The organism is Yonghaparkia sp. Root332, from assembly GCF_001425665.1.
GTDB lineage: Bacteria > Actinomycetota > Actinomycetes > Actinomycetales > Microbacteriaceae > Microcella.
In genome coordinates, this window is the sequence record NZ_LMCX01000002.1 from 797,619 (window position 1) to 817,141 (window position 19,523).

Consider the following 19,523-nt stretch of genomic DNA (forward strand, 5'->3'; position numbering starts at 1 on the left):
AAGGAACCGTTCATGAAGACTGACATCCACCCCGAGTACAAGGCGATCGTGTTCCGCGACCTCGCGTCGGGTGAGACCTTCCTCACGCGCTCGACCGTGTCGAGCGACAAGACGATCGAGCTCGACGGCGTGGAGTACCCCGTCATCGACGTCGAGATCTCGTCGGCCTCGCACCCGTTCTACACGGGCAAGCAGCGCATCATGGACTCGGCCGGTCGCGTCGAGAAGTTCAACCAGCGTTTCAAGAACTTCGGCAACAGCTAACTGCTACCTCACGAAAGCCCCGCCTGACCGCGGGGCTTTCGTCGTCTTACCGGGGAGGGACGACGTTGGACGAAGGGTCTCTGTTCTTCACGGTCGTGTGGATGATCGTCTCTCTTGGCTTCGTTGCCCTCGGGATCTATGGCCTGAAGCGGCCGGAGTCCCTCGTCGATCTCTTCCGTCGGACGGGGACGCCGATGTTCGGCCGACGTGTCTCCGAGCGCATGTACACCGCGAGTAATCTCCGATGGGCCCTCATTCCGTTCATTGTCATGGGACTCTCCTTCGTCACCATTGGAGCCGTCAGCATCGCGACGCGGCTCGGTTAGCCCAGGTCGAACGCCTACATCCTCAAGAACTTCGGCAAGTAAGCCGCAGCAGCATCGAGAAAGGGCCCCGTCCTCGGACGGGGCCCTTTCTCGTGCACGGTGCGGTTCGCGCCGTGCGCGATCGTGCGCTCAGGAGCGGACGGGCCAGCCGCGGTCGGCCGTGAAGCGGTGGTCGCGCTCGCGGCGCATGTAGTCCTCGAACGAGTCGCACTGCTGGTCGTGCCACGACACCTGCGCGCCGTGGAGCGCCGCGGGGTCCTCCGGCAGGGCGTCCTGGTGCTTCCGGGCGAGAGCCTGCGCGACCCTGCCCGCGGCGATCGCGTCGGCCGCCGCGTCGTGGGCGCCCGTGAGCACGACGCCGTAGTGCGCGGCCGCGGCCTCGAGCGTTCGCTTGCCGCGGCGATAGCGGTCGACGGCCTTGTCGATCACGAGCGGGTCGACGACGGGGGAGGGCGAGGCGAGCGGCTCCACGCCGTGGCGTCGGGCCTCGTGCTCGAGCAGGCTCAGATCGTAGGCCGCGTTGTAGACGACGAGCGGCAGGGGGCGGGCGAGGAGCGCGCGCAGGGCATCCACGATCTCGGCGACGACCTCGCGCGCGGGCCGGCCCTCCGCGCGGGCGCGCTCGGTCGTGATGCCGTGCACGGCCGTCGCGCCGGCCGGGATCTCCACGCCCGGGTCGGCGAGCCACGACCACGACTCGACGGGCTCGCCGTCGCGGCCGATGACGCCGATGTGCGCGGTGACGATGCGCGAGGTCGTGACGTCGACGCCCGTGGTCTCGAGGTCGAAGACCGCGAGGCGGTCGCTCCAGTGCCCAGTGGCCGGGACGCTCGGTTCAGTGGCGGTCATTCCGCGAGCCTAGGCGTGCGCACCGACGCCGAAGCCTCCGCCGCCGTGGTGCGGGTGCGGGTCGCGATCGCCGACGTGCAACCAGTAGAAGCTCTGCGTCGCCATCGTGAGGGTGACGTTCCCGCTCTCGTCGACCGAGGGGAAGTCGGCGCCGCCGAAGAGATCCCACAGCGGTGCGCCCTCGAAGCCCGACATGTCGATCGTCGCGGCGACCGGGTTGTGGGCGAACGAGAACACGCACAGGATGCGCTCGGGGGCGTCGCCGAGGTGCGTGCCGGTCCCGGCGTACTCGCGCACGAACGCGAGCACCGACTCGTGGTTGGTCGGAAGGATGCGGATCGACCCCAGGCCGAAGGTCGGGTGGGCCTTGCGCACATGGATCACGTTGCGGATCCAGTGCAGGAGAGACCGCGATTGCGCGAGCTGGCTCTCGACGTTGATCTGGTTGTAGTGGTAGACGAGCGACTGCACGACGGGGAGGTAGAGCTTGCCGGGGTCCGCGTGTGAGAAGCCCGCGTTGCGGTCGGGGGTCCACTGCATGGGCGTGCGCGAGCTGTCTCGGTCGGGCAGCCAGATGTTGTCGCCCATGCCGATCTCGTCGCCGTAGTACAGGAACGGGCTGCCGGGCAGCGAGAACAGCAGCGCGTGCGCGAGCTCGAGCTCGGCGCGCGAGTTGTCCAGCAGCGGCGCGAGGCGCCGGCGGATGCCGATGTTGGCGCGCATGCGCGGGTCGTAGGCGTACCAGCCGTACATCGCCTGCCGGTACTCCTCGCTCACCATCTCGAGCGTGAGCTCGTCGTGGTTGCGCAGGAACACGCCCCAGGCGGCGCCCTCGGGCGCGTTGATCTCCTCGCTCAGCTGCCGCTGAAGCTCGGTCGCCTGCTGCGAGCGGAGGGCGTAGAAGATGCGGGGCATGACGGGGAAGTCGAACGCCATGTGGCACTCCGGCTCCTCCTCGGAGCCGAAGAACTCGACGACCTCGTGCGGCCACTGGTTCGCCTCGGCGATGAGCACGCGGCCCGGGTACTCCTTGTCGACCATCGCGCGCATCTTCGCGATGAACGCGTGCGTCTCCGGCTCGCCCTCGCCGTTGCCCCCGTCGGACTCGTAGAGGTAGGGAATGGCGTCGAGCCGGAATCCGTCGACGCCCAGGTCGAGCCAGAAGCGCACGACGTCGAAGAGAGCCTCGTGGACGGCCGGGTTCTCGAAGTTGAGGTCGGGCTGGTGGGAGAAGAAGCGGTGCCAGTAGAACTGCCGGCGCACGGGGTCGAACGCCCAGTTCGACTCCTCGGTGTCGACGAAGATGATCCGGACGTCCTCGTACTTCTCGTCCGTGTCGCTCCAGACGTAGAAGTCGCCGTACGGGCCCTCCGGGTCCTCCCGCGAGGCCTGGAACCACGGGTGCTGGTCGGAGGTGTGGTTGACGACGAGGTCGATGACGATGCGCATGTTGCGCTCGTGGGCCTTCGTGACGAGCTCGCGGAACTCCTCGATCGTGCCGAACTCGGGCAGGATCGCCGTGTAGTCGCTCACGTCGTAGCCGCCGTCGCGCAGCGGGCTCTGGAAGAACGGCGGCAGCCACAGGGCGTCGATGCCGAGCCACTGCAGGTAGTCGAGCTTCGAGATGAGCCCGCCGAGGTCGCCCGTGCCATCCCCGTTGGAGTCCATGAACGACCGCACCATGACCTCGTAGAAGACGCTGCGCCGGTACCACTGCGGGTCCAGCGCGAGTCCGGGCAGGGTGATGGGTGCGGTGAAGTTCACGGGGCTCCTCGGCGAAGGGAGGCGGGAGAGGGCAGGTGGCGCATCGCGCGGGCGCGATCGCGTTCCACTGTAGACCGGGTGCCGCCGCGGCTCGCGCGGGCGCCCCGACCTAGACTGTGCGGGATGCCCGCGCCCTCTCCCTACGCCGCCGCGCTCAGCGCGATCCCTCGTCGCGATCGCGACCTGACGGTCGTCGGAGCGCGCACGCACGTCGCCGAGTACGGCCCGGCGGATGCCCCGCGCACACTCGTCGTCGTGCACGGGTTCCGCGGCGATCACCACGGGCTCGAGCCCGTCATCGCGCACCTGCCCGACCTGCGCATCATCGCTCCGGATCTGCCGGGGTTCGGCGCGTCGGCCCCGCTGCCCGACCGCGAGCACGACATCGCGGGCTACGCCGAATGGCTCGACGCGCTGCTCTCGGCCCTCGGCGTGCGCGGCACCGCGGTGCTGCTCGGCCACAGCTTCGGTTCGATCGTCGTGGCGGGGGCGCTCGCGGCGGGCGTGCCCGCGCCGCGAGCGGTGCTCATCAACCCGATCGGCCAGCCCGCTCTCGCGGGCCCCCGGGGCATCCTCACCCGCGGCGCGGTCGCCTTCTACCGTCTGGGCGCGCTGCTGCCCGAGCGGGCGGGTTTCGCCCTGCTGCGCAGTCGCGCGATCACGCGGATCATGAGCGTGTCGATGGCGAAGACCCGCGAGAAGAGCCTGCGGCGGTGGATCCACGAGGAGCACGACCGCTTCTTCTCGGGCTTCGCCGAGCGCGACAGCCTGCTCGAGGCATTCCGGGCGTCGGTCTCGAACGACGTCTCCGACTTCGCCGCCGACATCCCGGTGCCGACGCTGCTCATCGCCGCGGAGCAGGACGACATCACGCCGCTCGAGGCGCAGCACCGGCTCGTGCGGCTCTTCCCCGACGCGCGGCTCGTCGTCGTGCCCGATGTCGGGCACCTCGTGCACTACGAGGCGCCGGCCGCCGCGGCGCGGGCGATCCGCGAGTTCCTGGCGTGAGCGAGGCGGCTGCGGGGGTGGGCGCGTGAGGATCGCGATCGACTGCCGCTACGTGCGCATCGGCCGGCACGACGGCATCAGCCGGTTCACGGCAAGCCTCGTGGAGCACCTGCTGCCCCTCCTCGGTGCCGGTGATGAGCTCGTCGCGCTCATCCACGACGACCGCCAGCTCGACATGCTGCCCGTGGGGCTCACGGTGCACCGCGTGAGCGCGCCGACGAGCGCGCGCGAACCGTGGGTCGCGAGCCAGGTCAACCGCATCCGCCCCGACGTCGTCTTCAGCCCCATGCAGACGATGGGCACGATCGGCCGGCGCTACCCGCTCGCCCTCACGCTGCACGACCTCATCTACTACGCGCACCCGACCCCGCCGCGCGACCTGCCCGCGCCCGTGCGGGTGCTGTGGCGGCTCTACCACCTCGCCTGGTGGCCGCAGCGGCTCCTGCTGAATCGGGCGGATGCCGTGGTCACGGTGAGCGAGACGACGCGCGGCCTCATCGAGACCCATCGCCTCACCTCGCGGCGCGTCGTCGTCGTGCCGAACGCGGCCGATCGGCCCGCTCAGCGAGAGCGCGCGCGGCCCGAGGGCGTCGAGCTCGTCTACATGGGCTCGTTCATGCCGTACAAGAACGTCGAGACGCTGTGCCGGGCTCTGCACGAGCTGCCCGGCGGGCGCCTGCACCTGCTCAGCCGGATCCGCCCGGAGGACCGCGCGCGCCTCGAGGGCCTCGCACCCGCCGGCGCGCTCGTGGTCTACGACGGAGTCACCGACGAGGAGTACGCGTCGATCCTCGACGGCGCCACCGCGCTCGTGCACGCCTCGCGCGACGAGGGCTTCGGCATCCCGCTCGTGGAGGCGATGGGGCGCGGCACGCCCGTCGTCGCCGCCGAGACAGCGATCTTCCGCGAGATCGGGGGCGAGGCGGCGCTCTACGCGGCTCCGGACGACGCGGCCGGGTTCGCGCAGCGGGTGCGCGAGCTGCTCGCCCCGGGGGAGTGGGAGGCGCGATCGCGGGCCGGGTACGCGCAGGCGGCGAGGTTCGACTGGGGGCGCAGCGCGGGCATCCTTCTGCAGCTGCTGCGCGAGCTCGCGGCGACGCCGCGGCGCTAGAGCAGCCGCACCGCGTCGAGGACGAGGACCGTCTCGTCGTCGCCGATGCAGAAGCCGGCGACGTTCGCCCAGTAGCCGTCGGGGCCCTCGATCGCGAGGAGGGCGTCGTAGGGCATCTCGACGCCCTCGGCCCCGACCGTCGCGCCGTCGGGGATGACCTCGCCGTCGGCGTCGACGACCGCGTCGCCGCCCGTCGTGAACCCGGGCGGCCAGATCACGAACCGCTCCCCGTCGGCCGTGTCTAGGCGGAAGCAGCCCTCGGATCCGACGACGAGCGCCGCTTCGAGATCGATCGGCTCACCCGTGTAGGTCTCGCCGGGCACCTGCGCCGGCAGACCGGGGCCGCCCTCGTTCGACCCGGGGGCCTCGGCCGGCGGAGCGGCGACGACGAGCAGCACGACGACCGCGATGATCGTCGAGAGGGCGACCGCGGTGATCGCGGTGAGCATCCGGCGGGAGGGCATGGCCGCACTGTACGCCCGCGGGGGCGCGTGACGGCGCAGACGAGCGGGCTCAGCCGGGCGTCGCGATGCGGGCGACGCGGCCGCTCGACCACGCGATGAGGCGCTCAGGGTCGGCGGCGAAGACGCTCTGCGCGTCGCCCGCGGCCGACCACACCTCGTCGAAGCGCAGCAGGCTGTCGTCGACGAGCGTGCGCACCGGGCTCGGATGCCCGATCGGGGGCACGCCGCCGATCGAGTAGCCCGTCGCGGCCTTGACGGTCTTCGCGTCGGCCTTCTCGACCGGCAGCCCGACCGCCTCGGCGAGCAGGTCGAGGTCGGCGCGGCGGTCGCCCGCGACGAGCGCGAGCAGCGGCGCGCGCTCGTCGCCGTCGAGCGCGACGAAGACGAGCGACTTGACGATCGCCCCGACCTCGCAGCCGACGGCGGCCGCGGCCGCGGCGGCCGTGTGGGTCGAGTCGGGCATCCGCACCGGGCTCAGGCCCAGGTCGGAGGTCGCGGCGGCGAAGCGCTCGGCGCCCGACGCCATCAGCGCTCGCCCCCTCGGTGCTCCTCGCGTCGCGCGAGGGCGTTCTGCTCCTCGAAGTCCTCCGCGAACGGGAAGATCGACTGCTCGTCGAGGGGGTCGTCGAAGCGCGACAGCGACAGGTCGCCGTCGGCGTGCAGGAACGAGTGCACCGAGCCGTTCGTGATCGGCTCGCGGTGGCGGCCCGGCGCGACCGATTCGAGAACGCTGCGGATCACGCCGCCGTGCGCCACGACGACGATCGACTCGCCCGGGTGCTCGGCGGCGAGGCGGTGCAGGGCGGCGACGACGCGCTCGGCGACGGCTTCACGGGTCTCGCGGCCGGGCACCTCCGCACCCTCGGGGTAGCGGGCGTCGAGCTCGGCGCCCGTGAGCCCCTCGGCGTCGCCGTAGTTGCGCTCCACGAAGGCGGCGTCGAGCTCGGGGCCGGGCATCCCGATCGCGTCGGCGATGATCGTCGCGGTCTCCGCGGCGCGGCCGAGCGGGGAGGCGACGATGCGCGACCACTGGCGGCCCCGCATCAGCTCGCCCGTCGCGGCGGCCTGTGCGCGGCCCGTGTCGTTCAGGGGGATGTCGGTCGAGCCCTGGATGCGGCGCTCGCGGTTCCAGTCGGTCTCGCCGTGGCGGACGAGGGCGAACGCGGTCATGGGGGCCTTTCCGGTGGCGGGGCGGGCGGCGCCGGCCGGCGGCGGGAGCGCTAGTCGGCGATGAGCGCGTCGCGCAGAGCCGCGAGCGTCTCGGTCGTGCCCGCATCGATCTTAACGGCGGCGCGCGCGTCGGCCTTCGTCTCGCCCCGGTTGACGATGATCGTCGGGATGCGGCGCTTCGCCGCGAGGCCCACGAGGCGGACGCCGGAGTTCACGACGAGCGAGGAGCCGAGCACGAGCAGCGCGTCTGCCCGGGCGACGATGCCCCGGGCCTCCTCGAACTTCACGGGGGGCACGAACTCGCCGAAGAAGACGATGTCGGGCTTGAGCGTGCCGCCGCACACGGTGCACTCGGGGATGGCGAAGCGCGACACGTCGTCGACCTCGGCGTCGCCGTCGGGGTTCACGCGGTGCTCGGCGTCGACGTCGAGCCACGGGTTGAGGGCCGTGATGCGGTCGGCGATCGACTCGCGCGCGAAGGCCTGGCCGCAGTGCAGGCACACGACGCGGTCCATCGAGCCGTGAAGGTCGACGACGCGGCGGCTGCCGGCGCGCACGTGCAGTCCGTCGACGTTCTGCGTGACGACCCCGGCGATGCGGCCGTGGTCCTCCAGCTCCGCGAGCGTCCGATGGCCGGCGTTGGGCCGGGCGTCCGAGAAGCGGCGCCAGCCGAGATGGCTGCCGGCCCAGTAGCGCTTGCGGTAGGGCTCGTCGGCGAGGAACTGGCTGAACGTCATCGGCGTCCGAGCGGGGGCGCCCGCGCCGCGGTAGTCGGGAATGCCCGAGTCGGTGCTGATGCCGGCGCCGGTGAGGACGGCGATGCGTCCGCCGCGCAGGAGCCCGATCGCCTCGTCGAGGCTCGCCCGCGCGGCATCGCCGAGCGGCAGCGGCTGAGCCGGGGCCGACGAGTGCGCCATGGTGCCTCCCTGCGGGGTCTCTCGCAGAGTAAACGCGCCGGGTTTCGGATATGTTTCCGGAGGCTGTGCGACCGGGGAGCGCCCTCGGCGAACGCGTGAACGGAAGGCGGAGGTCTCGATGCGGATCGTACGGATCGAAGGCCTGGAGCATCCCGACCTGGCCGACTACGCGCGCCTCACGGACGTCGCGCTGCGCCGCCTGACCGAGCCGGAGGGCGGGCTGTACCTCGCCGAGTCGCTCACGGTCATCGGCCGGGCGCTGCGCGCGGGTCACGAGCCGCGCTCGGTGCTCACGAGCGAGAAGTGGCTGCCGGACGTCGAGGCGCTGCTCGGCGATCGCGACGTTCCCGTGTACGTCGGCGCGGCGGGCGCGCTCGAGGAGCTCACGGGCTTCCACCTGCATCGCGGCGCCCTCGCGAGCATGCACCGGCCAGCGCCGCTCGACCCCCGGGCGCTGCTGGCGGATGCCCGGCGCGTCGTCATCGTCGAGGACGTCGTCGACCACACCAACGTCGGGGCGATCTTCCGCTCGGTCGCGGGGCTCGGGGCGGACGCCGTGCTCGTGACGCCGCGCTGCGCCGACCCGCTGTACCGCCGCAGCGTGCGCGTGTCGATGGGCACCGTGCTGCAGGTGCCGTGGACGCGCCTGCCGGAGTGGGAGGACGCGGCGCCGATCCTGCACGAGGCGGGCTTCACGATCGCCGCCCTCGCCCTCGCCGACGACGCGGTCCCGCTGCGCGACTTCGCCGCGACCGCGCCCGAGCGCGTCGCCGTGCTCGTCGGCGCCGAGGGCGACGGGCTCTCGCGGCAGGCGCTCGCGGCGGCCGACGTCGTCGTGACGATCCCCATGGCCCACGGCGTCGACTCGCTCAACGTCGCGGCCGCGAGCGCGGTCGCGCTCTACGCGCTGCAGGGCTGAGCCGTGATCACTCGATCGCGGTCGCGTGCAGCACGATCGCCTGCTCGGGCGCGAGCAGCGGCACCGGGATGCCCGCCTCGGCGAGCACTCGGCCCGAGGCGGTGATCTCGCCGGCCGCGAACCACGCGGGGGGAGCATCCTGCACCGCACGCGGAGGCGTGCCGAGCGGGACGAGCGCGACGCGATAGCGGCGATCGGGGTCGAGGCCCGGCAGCCGCAGCGGCGGCGGCACCGAGACGCGCGAGGCGGCGGTCGTCGCGAGGCTGAAGACCGCCTCACCGCGGTCGGGGGCGACGACGCCGTGCACGAGACGGCTCGCGTCATCGTCGGCGTCGACCCGAACGGTGCGCCCCGAGTGCAGCAGGGGCCGGAAACGCTGCACCGTCGCGACCCAGTCGCGCAGCAGGGCGCGGTCGTCGTCGCTCGCGCGCGTGACATCCCACTCGATGCCCGCGTGGCCGAAGAGCGCCGTCGCGAGGCGCAGCGAGAGGTCGTGCGTGCGGCCCGTGATGTGGGCGCGCGGGGCACCGACGTGGCCGCCGAGCAGCTCGAGCGGCACGAGGATGCTCGAGAAGCGCTGGATGCTCTGCCTCTCGAGGGCGTCGTTCGTGTCGCTCGTCCAGAAGCGGTGGGTGCGGCGGGCGATGCCGAGGTCGATGCGACCGCCGCCCGAGGCGCACGACTCGATCGCGACATCCGGGTGCTGGGCGCGCAGCTCGTCGAGCAGTGCGTAGAGCGCGCGCGTCTGCGCCGCCGAGCCTCCGGCCATGAGGGCGCGGTTGTGATCCCACTTGAGGAACCGGATGGGGTACTCGGTCAACAGCGCGTCGAGCGCGGCGAGCAGGTGCTCGCGCACCGCCGGGTTCGCGAGATCGAGCGCGTGCTGCCAGCGCCACGTCGGCGGCACGGCTCCGTCGGAGGAGGCGAGCAGCCAGTCGGGATGCTCGCGCGCGAGCCGCGACTCGGGGCTCACCATCTCGGGCTCGACCCACAGGCCGAACTCCATGCCGCGCTGCTCGACGAGACCGACGAGCGGGTGCAGGCCCGCGGGCCAGCGATCGGGGTCGACGATCCAGTCGCCGAGCGCCCGGCGGTCGTCGGTGCGGCCCGCGAACCAGCCGTCATCGAGCACGAAGCGCTCGACGCCGAGATCGGCGGCGGCGTCGACGAGCGGGGCGAGGGCGTCGAGAGACTGATCGAAGTACACGGCCTCCCACGTGTTGAGCACGACGGGGCGGTGCGTGGGCGGCGAGATGCGGCGCACGTAGGGGTGGAAGCGGTCGGAGAGACCGTCGAGGCCGGCGCCCGAGAAGGCGAAGAGGGCGAGGGGTGCGTCGTAGCGCTCGCCCGGGGCGAGCGCGATCTCGCCAGGCTGCAGCAGCTCCTCGGCGCCGAGGTGGCGGTGGCCCGTCGCGAGCGACTCGAGGGCGATGCGGCTGTCGCCGCTCCACGCGTGGTGCAGGCTCCAGAGCTCGCCAGCGGCGAAGCCGAAGCCCGGTGTGCCGGCGACCGTGAGGAACGGCGCATCGTGACCGGGGCGGCCTTGGCGCTGCTCGCGCAGGTGCACGCCGTCGCGCACGGGGCCGCGCTGCGGGCGGCGCTCACCGGCCCAGAGCCCCGAGAAGTCGAGCAGATCGCTCGCGCGGGCGGGAACGGGCAGTCGCGCTGCGAGCCGACCGAGAGCGACGGGATGCCCGCCCGCGGCGGTCGCGGAGACCGACACTTCGACGAGCCCCTCGACGGTGAGCTCTGCGCTCCAGTCGAGGTCGAGCAGGAGGCCGTGCTCGTCGTGCGCGCGCAGCGAGACGACGAGGCCGGCGGGGGCGGAGCGGTGAACGGCCGTGGGGGTGAGGCGCAGCGGGGAGCGCGAGGCGGGCATCCCCACTCGATGCGCCTCGATGCCGGGAAGGCCCGTCCAGCCCTCGGCGGGCGTAGGAAGGATCGAGGGCACGAGCGGGATGTCGGGCGAGCTCGGCGCGATCGCAGGAGCCGCAGCGACGACGGCGAGGTCGGCGTCAGCCAGATCGCCGAGGTCGGGGCCCCAGTAGCGGACGGCGGGCACGGCCGCGCCGCGGGCGTCGAGCACGAAGCTGACACCCGCGGCGCGGAGGTGGTGCAGGGAGATGGTTACTCCTTGACCGGGATCGCTGCTGCCTTGAGAGCATCGATCGTGGACGACTGGCCCGACTGCAGGGCTTCGAGGAGCGTACCGCTGCCCGAGACCGCACCGGAGAAGCCGTCGGCGACGTCGTTGTAGACCTGCGTCATCGTCGGGCCCCACGTGAAGTCGGGGTCGACGTTGTTGCCGGCCTCGGCGAACACCTCGTAGATCTTCTGTCCGCCGTAGAACTCGACGCCCTCGCCGAAGACGGGCAGGTCGGCGCCCTCGATCGTCGCGGGGTAGATGTTGGCGGTCTTGTTCATCGCGGTGAGCGCGTCAGCGTCGGTGTTGAGCCAGAGCGCGAACTGAGCGGCCTCGTACGGGTGGTCCGAGCCCTTCAGCACGGCCGTGGTCGAACCGCCCCAGTTGCCCGCGGCCGACTCGCCGGCCTCCCACTGCGGCATCGGCGCGACAGCCCAGTTGCCGGCGGTGTCAGGCGCGCCGCTCGCGATCGTGTTGGCGCCCCAGACGGCCGAGACCCAGGTCCAGATCTCGCTCGAGTTGTAGGCGGCGTTCCACTCATCGGTCCACGGCGGGTAGACGGCGACGAGGTCCTCGTCGATCAGACCCTGCCAGTACTCGGCGACGCGAGTGGTCTCCTCACCGGTGAGGTTGACCTCCCACTGCTCGCCGTCGTTGGCGAACCACTCGCCACCGGCCTGCCAGACGAGACCGGCGAAGGCGTTGATGTCGCTCTGCGAGAAGTTGTTGATGTACCCGCCCTGCTCGCGGATCTGCGCGGCAGCGGCCTGGTACTCCTCCCACGTGGTCGGCACCGGGATGCCAGCGGCCTCGAAGAGGTCGGCGCGGTAGAACATGGCCATGGGGCCGGTGTCCTGCGGGATCGCGTAGACCGCGTCCTCCTCGCCGAAGGTGACCTGGCTCCAGGTCCACGGCACGAACTGGTCCTCGGCCTCGAGGATTCCCTCGCAGGCCGCGATGTTCTCGAGGCCGTCCTGCACGCGGAAGTTGGGCATCGCGTCGAACTCGATCTGGCCCAGGTCGGGGGCGTTGCCGGCCTCGAGCTGGTTGAAGAAGTTCTGGTACGTGCCGCCGTTGCCGTTCGGTCCGGTCTGGACCTCGACCTGGATGTCGGGGTTCTCCTCGTTCCAGATGGCCACGGCCTCCTCGACGCCGGGGAGCCAGCTCGTGAAGGTCAGGGTGACGGGGCCGTCGGAGGGAGCGCAGTCGCCTCCGGCGGCGCCGGGGGCTTCGCTGCCTCCGGTCGAGCAGGCAGTGAGTGCCAGCGCCGTGAGAGCCGCCATGGCTCCGACGCGGGCGACGGTGGAGATCGCCATGCGATGTTCCTTTCTCTTGGTGGTTGTGGTGCGGGTCGTTCGGGTCGTGCGGTTTCGTGCGCCCGGCCTCAGGGGGGACGGGAGTTCGGGGGAGGGCCCTACTTGAGGCCGCCGTTCGCGAGCCCCGACTGCCAGAAGCGCTGCAGGCCGAGGAACGTGAGGATGAGCGGGATGATCGACAGGAGCGAGCCGATGATGACGAGCGCGCGGATGTCGGGGATCTGGCTCACCTGCGTGTTCCAGACGTACAGGCCGAGCGTGACGGGGAAGAGGCTCTCGTCGCGCAGCATGATGAGCGGCAGGAAGAAGTTGTTCCAGATCGCGACGAACTGGAACAGGAAGATCGTCACGAGCGCCGGCGCCATGAGGCGCGTGGCGACCGTGAAGAACGTGCGCACCTCGCCCGCGCCGTCGATGCGCGCCGCCTCGATGATCTCGTCGGGCACGCTCGCCGCGGCGTAGATGCGCGAGAGGTAGACGCCGAAGGGGCTCACGAGGCTCGGCAGGAAGACCGCCCAGATCGTGTTCGTCGCGCCGACCTGGCTGAAGAGCAGGAAGAGCGGGAGCGCGAGCGCCGTGGCGGGCACGAGCACGCCGCCGAGGATGACGTTGAAGAGCGTCTCGCGACCGCGGAAGGTGTACTTCGCGATCGCGTAGCCGGCCATCGCCGCGATGATCGTCGCGATGAGGGCGCCGATGCCCGCGTAGAGCGCGCTGTTGGCGAGCCAGCGCAGGAACACCGCGTTGCGGTAGTCGAAGAGCGCCGCGATGTTCTCGAAGAGCGCGAAGTCGGCGAACCACAGCGGCGCGGTCGTCGTGAAGTCGGCGCGCGTCTTGCTCGACGCGACGAAGAGCCACCAGATCGGCGTGAGGAAGTACAGCGTCGCGACGACCATGACGGCCATGGCGATCGTGCGCGAAACGGCGCTCTCGCGGATGCCGCTGTGCTGGCTCGAGCCCGACCCGCGCGCGCGGCGCGGCGTCACGGCGTTCGCCGATCGAGGGGATGCTGTGGTCGCGGTCATGCTGCCGTCCTCCGCTGCGTGAGCTTGAGCACCGTGAACGAGAGCACGAACGTCGCGAGTGCGAGCACGACGCTCATCGCGGCGGCGAGGCTGATGTTCGGGATCGATGCCGTGGAGTAGATGGTGAGGTTCGGGGTGAACGTGCTCGTCACGGCCGAGCTGAACGACTGGAACACCTGCGGCTCGGCGAGCAGCTGCAGCGTTCCGATGATCGAGAAGATGCCCGTGAGCACGAGGGCCGGCACGACGAGCGGGATCTTGATCGACCACGCGATGCGGAACTGGCTCGCGCCGTCGAGGCGCGCGGCCTCGTAGATCTCGCTCGGGATCGCCAGGAGCGCCGAGTAGATGATGAGCATGTTGTAGCCCACGTAGACCCACGTGACGACGTTCGCGATCGACCAGAGCACCGACTCGGCCGAGAGGAAGTCGACGGTCTGCGTCACTCCCGTGAAGGGCGAGAGGTTGGGCGAGTACAGGAAGCCCCACATGATCGCGGCGATGACGCTCGGCACGGCGTACGGCGCGAAGAAGGCGAGTCGGAAGAACTTCGACCCGCGCACGAGCGGTGAGTCGAGCAGCAGCGCGAGGATCAGCGCCACGCCGAGCATGATCGGCACCTGCACGACGCCGAAGAGCAGCACGCGGCCGATCGACGACCAGAACGCCTCGTTCTCGAAGACGGCGATGTACTGCGTGAGCCCGCCGAAGACCTGCACGGCGGGGCCGAAGGTGCCGTCGCGCTCGACGACGAGCAGCGACTGGTAGACGGCGTACCCGATGGGGATGACGTAGAACAGGGCGAAGAGCGCCCCGAACGGGACGAGGAAGACCGCGAGGGCTCCGCGGTGGCGGATTCCGCGCGACTTGCGCACGGCTGTGTCGGTCACGATTCGCTCCTCTCGGTGAGCACGGCGATGACCCCGCCGGCGGGGACGACGGTCGACCCGGAGGCGACCTCGCTGCCCGAGACGAGGTCGACACCCGCGAGCGCGAGGCCCGTGAGTGCGAGCGGCTCGTCGCGGTGGTTGATGACGATCATGATGCTTCGGTCGGCGGCAGAGCGCACGACGATGTCGACATCGTCTCCGACCTCGATGGTGGGGATGCCCGCCTCGGCGCACAGCCGCCGCATGAGGTCGCGCAGCGGGTCGGCCTCGAGTGCCGTCGCGACGTACCACGCGGCGCCCGCGCCGTGCACGGCGCGCGTGAGCGCGGCAGACCCGGCCGCGGGGCCGGTCGCGAACCGATCGAGCACCTCGGCGCGCTCGGCGCGCAGCGCCTCGCTCCAGATGGTGCCCGTCGCGCCGCTCTCGAGCGTGACGGTCTCATCGGCGGCGAGAGGGCGCAGCTCGTCGATGACGAGGCCGAGCAGCTCGCGGAAGGCTCCCGGGTAGCCGCCGAGGCGGATCGCGGCCTCGTCATCGGCGATGCCGGTGAAGGGAGTGACGAGAACCGTCGCGCCGCTCGACGCGGCCCGATCGATCGCGTCGGCAGCAGCATCCGATGCCGCATAGAGAGTGGGCACGACGACGAGGTCGTAGCCCTCGAGCGCGTCGCCGGGGCGCACCATGTCGACCGTCACGCCGAGCGAGCGCAGGGCCGCGTGGTAGCGGCGCGCCTCGGGCAGGTAGCGCAGCAGCTGGCTGGGGTGCGTGTCGACCTCGGCGGCCCAGCGGGCGTCGAACCCGACGACCATGGCCGCGCGCGCCTCGACGCGCGTGCCGACGACGGGCTCGAGTCGGTCGAGCAGCGCCGAGAGCTCGACGCTCTGCTGCCAGGCCGGGCCGGTCGCGCCGGCGTGGGGGAGGAGCGCGGAGTGGAACTTCTCGGCGCCGCGCTGCGAAGCGCGCCATTGGAAGAAGCACACCGAGTCGGCGCCTCGCGCGACGTGGCCGACGGCGGTGCGCGCGAGCTCGCCCTCGCGCTTGGCGTGGTTGACCGGCTGCCAGCTGACGGCGCTCGTCGAGGTCTCCATGAGCATCCACGGCGCACCGCCGGCGAGGCCGCGCGTCAGATCGGCGCTGAAGGCGAGCTCGGCGAGCGGGTCGGCGAGGCGGTGGTCGAGGTAGTGGTCGTTGGCGACGAGGTCGAGGTCGGCGGTCCAGCTCCAGTAGTCGAGCGCCGAGATGTGGTCGGTCACCATGAGGTTCGTCGTGACGGGCGCCGACGACGCGCGGCGGATGACGGCGGCCTCGGCACGGTACTGCGCGAGCTGCTCGTCGGAGGAGAAGCGCTGGAAGTCGAGCAGCTGCGCCGGGTTGCCGGCCGAGAGCGTCGTGCGCGGCGGCAGGATGTCGGCCCACTCGCTGTAGCGCTGGCTCCAGAAGGCGGTGCCCCACGCAGTGTTGAGCGCCTCGATCGTGCCGTACCGGGCCTCGAGCCAGCGACGGAACGCGGCCGCCGAGACGTCGCAGTAGCAGTGCGCGTTGTGGCAGCCGAGCTCGTTGCTCACGTGCCACAGGGCGATCGCGGGGTGCTGCCCGTAGCGGGTGGCGACGCGCTCGACGAGAGCGAGCGACCGCTCGCGGTACACGGGCGAGCTCGGGCACCAGGCCTGGCGACCACCGGGGTAGGCGATCACGCCGCTCCTGTCGCGCGGCAGGATCTCAGGGTGCAGGCGCGTCAGCCACGGCGGCGGCGAGGCGGTGCCCGTGCCCAGATTGATGCGGATGCCCGCCTCGTGCAGGAGGCCGATGATCTCGTCGAGCCCGCCGAAGTCGAACTCGCCGTCGCGAGGCTCGAGGTGCGCCCACCCGAAGATGTTGATCGCGACGAGGTCGATGCCGAGCTCGGTCATGAGCCGAACATCCTCGCGCCAGACCTCGCGACCCCACTGCTCGGGGTTGTAGTCGCACCCCAGCACGATCGACCGCGTCGGCCAGCCGGGCACGAGAGCGGCCGGGGCCGTGCGGGGGAGTACGGGGGTGAGGCTCACGGACCGTCCTGTTCCATCGTCAACATCGTTGTCGCTCGAGGAATCTGGGAGCGTGCACAGAGTGGCCTGTGACGATCGCTCGGAGGATTTCTGGGAGCGTGCACAGAATAGGCACCCCGGCGTCGGAGTGTCAACGATGCACCGCGCGTTCCGGCGTGTCGCGCGTGGTTACACTGGCGAAATGACCCCGCCGCCGTCGCGCCCCAAACGCGCCACGATCTTCGACGTCGCGGCCGAAGCGGGTGTCTCGCGCGGCACCGTCTCGCGCGTTCTCAACGGCGAGCCGTACGTCTCGGAGGCCGCGCGCCAGGCGATCGAGGCGGCCATCGCGAAGGTCGGCTACGTGCGGAACACCGCCGCGCGGAACCTCGCCAGGCAGTCCTCCGGAGCCATCGCGCTCATCGTGCACGAGCCGCACTCGGTCTTCGTCGACGACCCCAACATCGGCAACATCCTCCTCGGCACCAACAGCGCCCTCTCGGCCGCCGACTACCAGCTCGTCACGCTCGTGATCGAGACCGACCGCGACTCCGAGCGCGTGAGCGGCTACCTCGGCGGCGGCTTCGTCGACGGCGCCATCATCGTCTCCGCGCGCGAGGGCGACCCGATCTCGCGCGCGATCGCCGAGCTGCGCCTTCCGGCCGTCATGATCGGCCGACCCGACAACCAGCCTCGGCTCGCCTGGGTCGGCATCGACAACCGCGGCGCCGCGCAGCAGATCTCCGAGCGGCTCGCCGCGACCGGCCGCCGACGCGTCGGCATGATCGCCGCCGGCCTCGACCGCGACTCCGGCCGCGATCGCCTCGCCGGCTTCCGGGATGCCCTGGGCGAGCACTACGACGCCGATCTCGTCTCGCGACAGCCCTTCTACACCTTCGACGCCGGCGTCGCGGGCATGACCGAGCTCCTCGAGCGCGACCCGGCCGTCGACGGCGTCTTCGCGGCGTCGGACGCGGTCGCCGCAGGGGCGATCGACGTCCTGCGCGCCCGCGGGCGCCGAGTGCCGGAGGACGTCGGCGTCGTCGGCTTCGACGACTCGGCCTGGGCGCTGCGCAGCCAGCCGCTGCTGTCGACCGTCCGGCAGCCCGCCGCATCGCTCGGAGCCCGCGCGGCCGAGCTCGTGCTCGAGCAGATCCGCTCGGGAGGCACGAGCGGCGATGGGGGAGTCGTTCTCGACACCGAGGTCATCTGGCGGGCCTCGGCCTGAGCCGAGCATCCGTCGCCGCTTCGTAGACTGGGCGGATGCGCCGCCGTCCCCTCGCCCTCGTCGCCGGGATCACCGCCGGCGCTCTCGCGACGGGCGCCGGGCTGTACTCGACCGTCGCGCTCATGACGCCCGTGCCCGCCGTGACGGGCGAGGCCATCGCGCGGGCGAGCGTCGCGACCCCGGTCGAGACCGTCGCCCTGCCCGGATACGGGGCGAGCGCCGTCGGACCGCTCGAGGAGCGCGGGGCCGTCTACGCCGGGACCGACCTCGACACGCCGCGGCCGATCGCCTCGATCACGAAGGTCGTCACGGCGCTCGTCGTGCTCGACGCGAAGCCCCTCGCCGCGGGGGAGAAGGGACCGACGATCACCCTCGACGCCGCCGCGGGCGCGCTCGACGAGGAGTACATCGCGCGCAACGGCTCGGTCGCGCCGGCGCGCGAGGGACTGCAGCTGACGCAGCGCCAGCTCATCGACCTCATGCTCGTCTGGTCGGCCAACAACTACGCGGACACCCTCGCGATCTGGGCGTTCGGCTCGGTCGACGCCTACGTCGAGGCGGCTCGCGCGTGGATCGACCGCGCGGGTCTCGACGGCCTCCAGGTCGCCGACGCCACCGGCTTCTCGCCGCAGAGCGCCGCGACCCCCCGCGCGCTGCTCGACCTCGCCCGGCTCGCCGTCGCGAATCCCGTCATCGCCGACTCGGCCGGGCTCCAGCGGATCGACGTGCCCGGCGTCGGCGCCTTCGAGAACCGCAACACCGCGCTCGGGCTCGACGGCGTGACCGGCCTCAAGACCGGGACGACGGAGGAGGCCGGCGCGTGCCTGCTGTTCTCGGGGCGCGCCGAGGTCGACGGCGGGACCGTGGAGGTGGTGGGCGTCGTGCTCGACGCCGAGGTGCACGCCCGGGCCGCCGCCGACTCGCGCGCCCTGCTGACGAGCGTCGTCGACGACTACCGCACGGTCTCGCTCGGCACCGCAGGCGAGGTCGTCGCGCGCTGGCGCGCGCCGTGGGGCGACGAGGCCGAGCTGCGCATCGCCGAAGACGCGCGCGAGCTCGTCTGGGGCGGGGCGTCGAGCCAGTCGTTCGTGCCGATCCCGTCGCTGCCGCCGGGCGGCGCGGCGCCGTCCGGTCCGCTCATGATCGTGCAGCTCGGCGACGAGCAGGTGGATGTCCCGCTCGAGTGGAGCGGACGGATCGCGGGCCCCGACCCCTGGTGGCGGCTGATGCGGCCGCTGCGCGAGTGGGGCATCCTCGCGGAGTGATCAGCGGCGCGGCGGCAGCGCGTCGGGCCGCTTGGCGGTGATGCGGTCGCCGGAGGACTGGTGGCGGATGCGCCGCACGACCCACGGCACGAGGTACTCGCGCGCCCAGCCCATGTCCTCCGTGCGGGCCTGCCGCCACGTGCGCACCGGGAGCGGCTCGGGCCTCATCGGCTCGAGGTCGTGGGCGACGCCGAGCGCGTCGAGCGTGGCCCGGGCGATCGTGTGGTGGCCGAGGCCGGAGAAGTGCAGCCGGTCGGGGTGCCACATCCGCGAGTCCTGCAGCTCGCGCAGCGCCCACATGTCGACCACGATCGCGTCGTGCGTCGCCGCGACGTACCGCAGGTTCTCGTTGTAGATCGCGACCTTGCCGCGCACGCGCCGCAGAACGGGCGTCATGCCGATGTCGGGTCCGTTGAACATGACCACCGTGGCGCCGTCCGAGCGCAGGCGCACGATCGCCCGCTCGAAGCGCGCGGCGACCTCGTCCGGATCGGTGCCGGGCCGGATGATGTCGTTGCCGCCCGCGGAGATCGAGATGAGGTCGGGCCGCAGCGCGAGGGCCGGCTCGATCTGCTCGTCGGCGATCTGCTGGAGCAGACGGCCGCGGACGGCGAGGTTGGCGTAGGCGAAGTCGTCGGTGCGCTCGGCGAGCTTCTCGGCCACGCGGTCGGCCCACCCGCGGTGACCGCCGGGGGAGTCGGGCTCGGGGTCTCCGATGCCCTCGGTGAACGAGTCGCCGATCGCGACGTACCGCGACCAGGGGTGCAGCTGAGACATGCTCCCATCGTGACAGACGGTGCCGCTCCCGCGCAGTTCCGGCTTCCGAACCGGGTGCGT

The 19,523-nt window shown here is 71.9% G+C and carries 19 protein-coding genes; 7 read left to right on the forward strand and 12 right to left on the reverse strand.

The window, feature by feature from the left end:
• The first annotated feature begins 12 nt into the window (after positions 1–12).
• Both ASC54_RS11395 and ASC54_RS11400 read left to right on the forward strand, forming a co-directional pair.
• The gene (locus ASC54_RS11395) at positions 13–264 is read left to right on the forward strand and encodes a type B 50S ribosomal protein L31 (RefSeq protein WP_055899121.1); all 252 of its coding nucleotides are present in this window, start codon (positions 13–15) and stop codon (positions 262–264) included.
• Between the two features lie 101 nt (positions 265–365).
• Entirely contained in the window at positions 366–590 is a 225-nt protein-coding gene (locus ASC54_RS11400) for a hypothetical protein (protein ID WP_156376820.1), read from the forward strand.
• Positions 591–719: 129 nt separating this feature from the next.
• Here ASC54_RS11400 and ASC54_RS11405 read toward each other — a convergent pair whose 3' ends face one another.
• Positions 720–1,439, reverse strand: a complete 720-nt coding sequence (locus tag ASC54_RS11405) for an exonuclease domain-containing protein (protein WP_055899127.1) — start codon at positions 1,437–1,439, stop codon at positions 720–722.
• 9 nt (positions 1,440–1,448) lie between these two features.
• Positions 1,449–3,203: a maltose alpha-D-glucosyltransferase gene (gene treS, locus ASC54_RS11410; protein WP_055899130.1), complete on the reverse strand. Its 1,755-nt coding sequence runs from the start codon at positions 3,201–3,203 to the stop codon at positions 1,449–1,451.
• A 123-nt stretch (positions 3,204–3,326) separates the two neighbouring features.
• Between treS and ASC54_RS11415 the strand changes: the two genes are divergently transcribed.
• Positions 3,327–4,211, forward strand: a complete 885-nt coding sequence (locus tag ASC54_RS11415) for an alpha/beta fold hydrolase (RefSeq protein WP_055861345.1) — start codon at positions 3,327–3,329, stop codon at positions 4,209–4,211.
• A 25-nt stretch (positions 4,212–4,236) separates the two neighbouring features.
• Entirely contained in the window at positions 4,237–5,322 is a 1,086-nt protein-coding gene (locus tag ASC54_RS11420; protein WP_055861349.1) for a glycosyltransferase family 1 protein, read from the forward strand.
• Here the strand turns inward: ASC54_RS11420 and ASC54_RS11425 are convergent.
• From ASC54_RS11425 to ASC54_RS11440, 4 genes are read right to left on the reverse strand one after another with little or no spacing between them, the layout of a single operon-like run.
• On the reverse strand, positions 5,319–5,786 hold the full coding sequence (locus ASC54_RS11425; RefSeq protein WP_055861352.1) for a hypothetical protein: 468 nt from the start codon (positions 5,784–5,786) through the stop codon (positions 5,319–5,321). The two genes, ASC54_RS11420 and ASC54_RS11425, sit on opposite strands and share 4 nt — an antisense overlap.
• A 49-nt stretch (positions 5,787–5,835) precedes the next feature.
• Positions 5,836–6,312 (reverse strand): YbaK/EbsC family protein, encoded by a 477-nt coding sequence (locus ASC54_RS11430; RefSeq protein WP_055861355.1) that lies wholly within the window; start codon positions 6,310–6,312, stop codon positions 5,836–5,838.
• Positions 6,312–6,956, reverse strand: coding sequence for a histidine phosphatase family protein (locus tag ASC54_RS11435; RefSeq protein ID WP_055861358.1), 645 nt, complete (start codon positions 6,954–6,956; stop codon positions 6,312–6,314). The genes ASC54_RS11430 and ASC54_RS11435 overlap by 1 nt, the downstream gene beginning before the upstream one ends.
• A gap of 50 nt (positions 6,957–7,006) precedes the next feature.
• Positions 7,007–7,873 (reverse strand): Sir2 family NAD-dependent protein deacetylase, encoded by an 867-nt coding sequence (locus ASC54_RS11440; RefSeq protein WP_055861361.1) that lies wholly within the window; start codon positions 7,871–7,873, stop codon positions 7,007–7,009.
• 118 nt (positions 7,874–7,991) lie between these two features.
• On the opposite strand from ASC54_RS11440, the gene ASC54_RS11445 reads away from it, so the two are divergent.
• Positions 7,992–8,792: an RNA methyltransferase gene (locus ASC54_RS11445; RefSeq protein WP_055861365.1), complete on the forward strand. Its 801-nt coding sequence runs from the start codon at positions 7,992–7,994 to the stop codon at positions 8,790–8,792.
• Between the two features lie 7 nt (positions 8,793–8,799).
• Here ASC54_RS11445 and ASC54_RS11450 read toward each other — a convergent pair whose 3' ends face one another.
• From ASC54_RS11450 to ASC54_RS11470, 5 genes are all read right to left on the reverse strand, one after another.
• Positions 8,800–10,878 (reverse strand): alpha-galactosidase, encoded by a 2,079-nt coding sequence (locus tag ASC54_RS11450; protein WP_235451462.1) that lies wholly within the window; start codon positions 10,876–10,878, stop codon positions 8,800–8,802.
• Between the two features lie 41 nt (positions 10,879–10,919).
• Positions 10,920–12,251 carry an ABC transporter substrate-binding protein gene (locus ASC54_RS11455; protein ID WP_055861366.1) on the reverse strand — a complete coding sequence of 444 codons (1,332 nt, stop codon included), beginning with the start codon at positions 12,249–12,251 and terminating at the stop codon, positions 10,920–10,922.
• Positions 12,252–12,349: 98 nt separating this feature from the next.
• A complete protein-coding gene (locus ASC54_RS11460; RefSeq protein ID WP_082515066.1) occupies positions 12,350–13,276 on the reverse strand; it encodes a carbohydrate ABC transporter permease in 927 nt (308 codons plus the stop codon).
• Entirely contained in the window at positions 13,273–14,166 is an 894-nt protein-coding gene (locus ASC54_RS11465) for a carbohydrate ABC transporter permease (RefSeq protein ID WP_235451463.1), read from the reverse strand. The genes ASC54_RS11460 and ASC54_RS11465 overlap by 4 nt, the downstream gene beginning before the upstream one ends.
• On the reverse strand, positions 14,163–16,214 hold the full coding sequence (locus ASC54_RS11470) for a beta-galactosidase (protein WP_082515067.1): 2,052 nt from the start codon (positions 16,212–16,214) through the stop codon (positions 14,163–14,165). Before ASC54_RS11470 ends, ASC54_RS11465 begins: the two co-directional genes overlap by 4 nt.
• A 181-nt stretch (positions 16,215–16,395) precedes the next feature.
• On the opposite strand from ASC54_RS11470, the gene ASC54_RS11475 reads away from it, so the two are divergent.
• Both ASC54_RS11475 and ASC54_RS11480 read left to right on the forward strand, forming a co-directional pair.
• A complete protein-coding gene (locus tag ASC54_RS11475; RefSeq protein ID WP_055861369.1) occupies positions 16,396–17,421 on the forward strand; it encodes a LacI family DNA-binding transcriptional regulator in 1,026 nt (341 codons plus the stop codon).
• A 35-nt stretch (positions 17,422–17,456) separates the two neighbouring features.
• On the forward strand, positions 17,457–18,686 hold the full coding sequence (locus tag ASC54_RS11480) for a D-alanyl-D-alanine carboxypeptidase family protein (RefSeq protein WP_055899133.1): 1,230 nt from the start codon (positions 17,457–17,459) through the stop codon (positions 18,684–18,686).
• On the opposite strand, the gene ASC54_RS11485 is transcribed toward ASC54_RS11480, so the two are convergent.
• Positions 18,687–19,463, reverse strand: coding sequence for an SGNH/GDSL hydrolase family protein (locus ASC54_RS11485; RefSeq protein ID WP_055899136.1), 777 nt, complete (start codon positions 19,461–19,463; stop codon positions 18,687–18,689).
• Between the last annotated feature and the right edge of the window lie 60 nt (positions 19,464–19,523).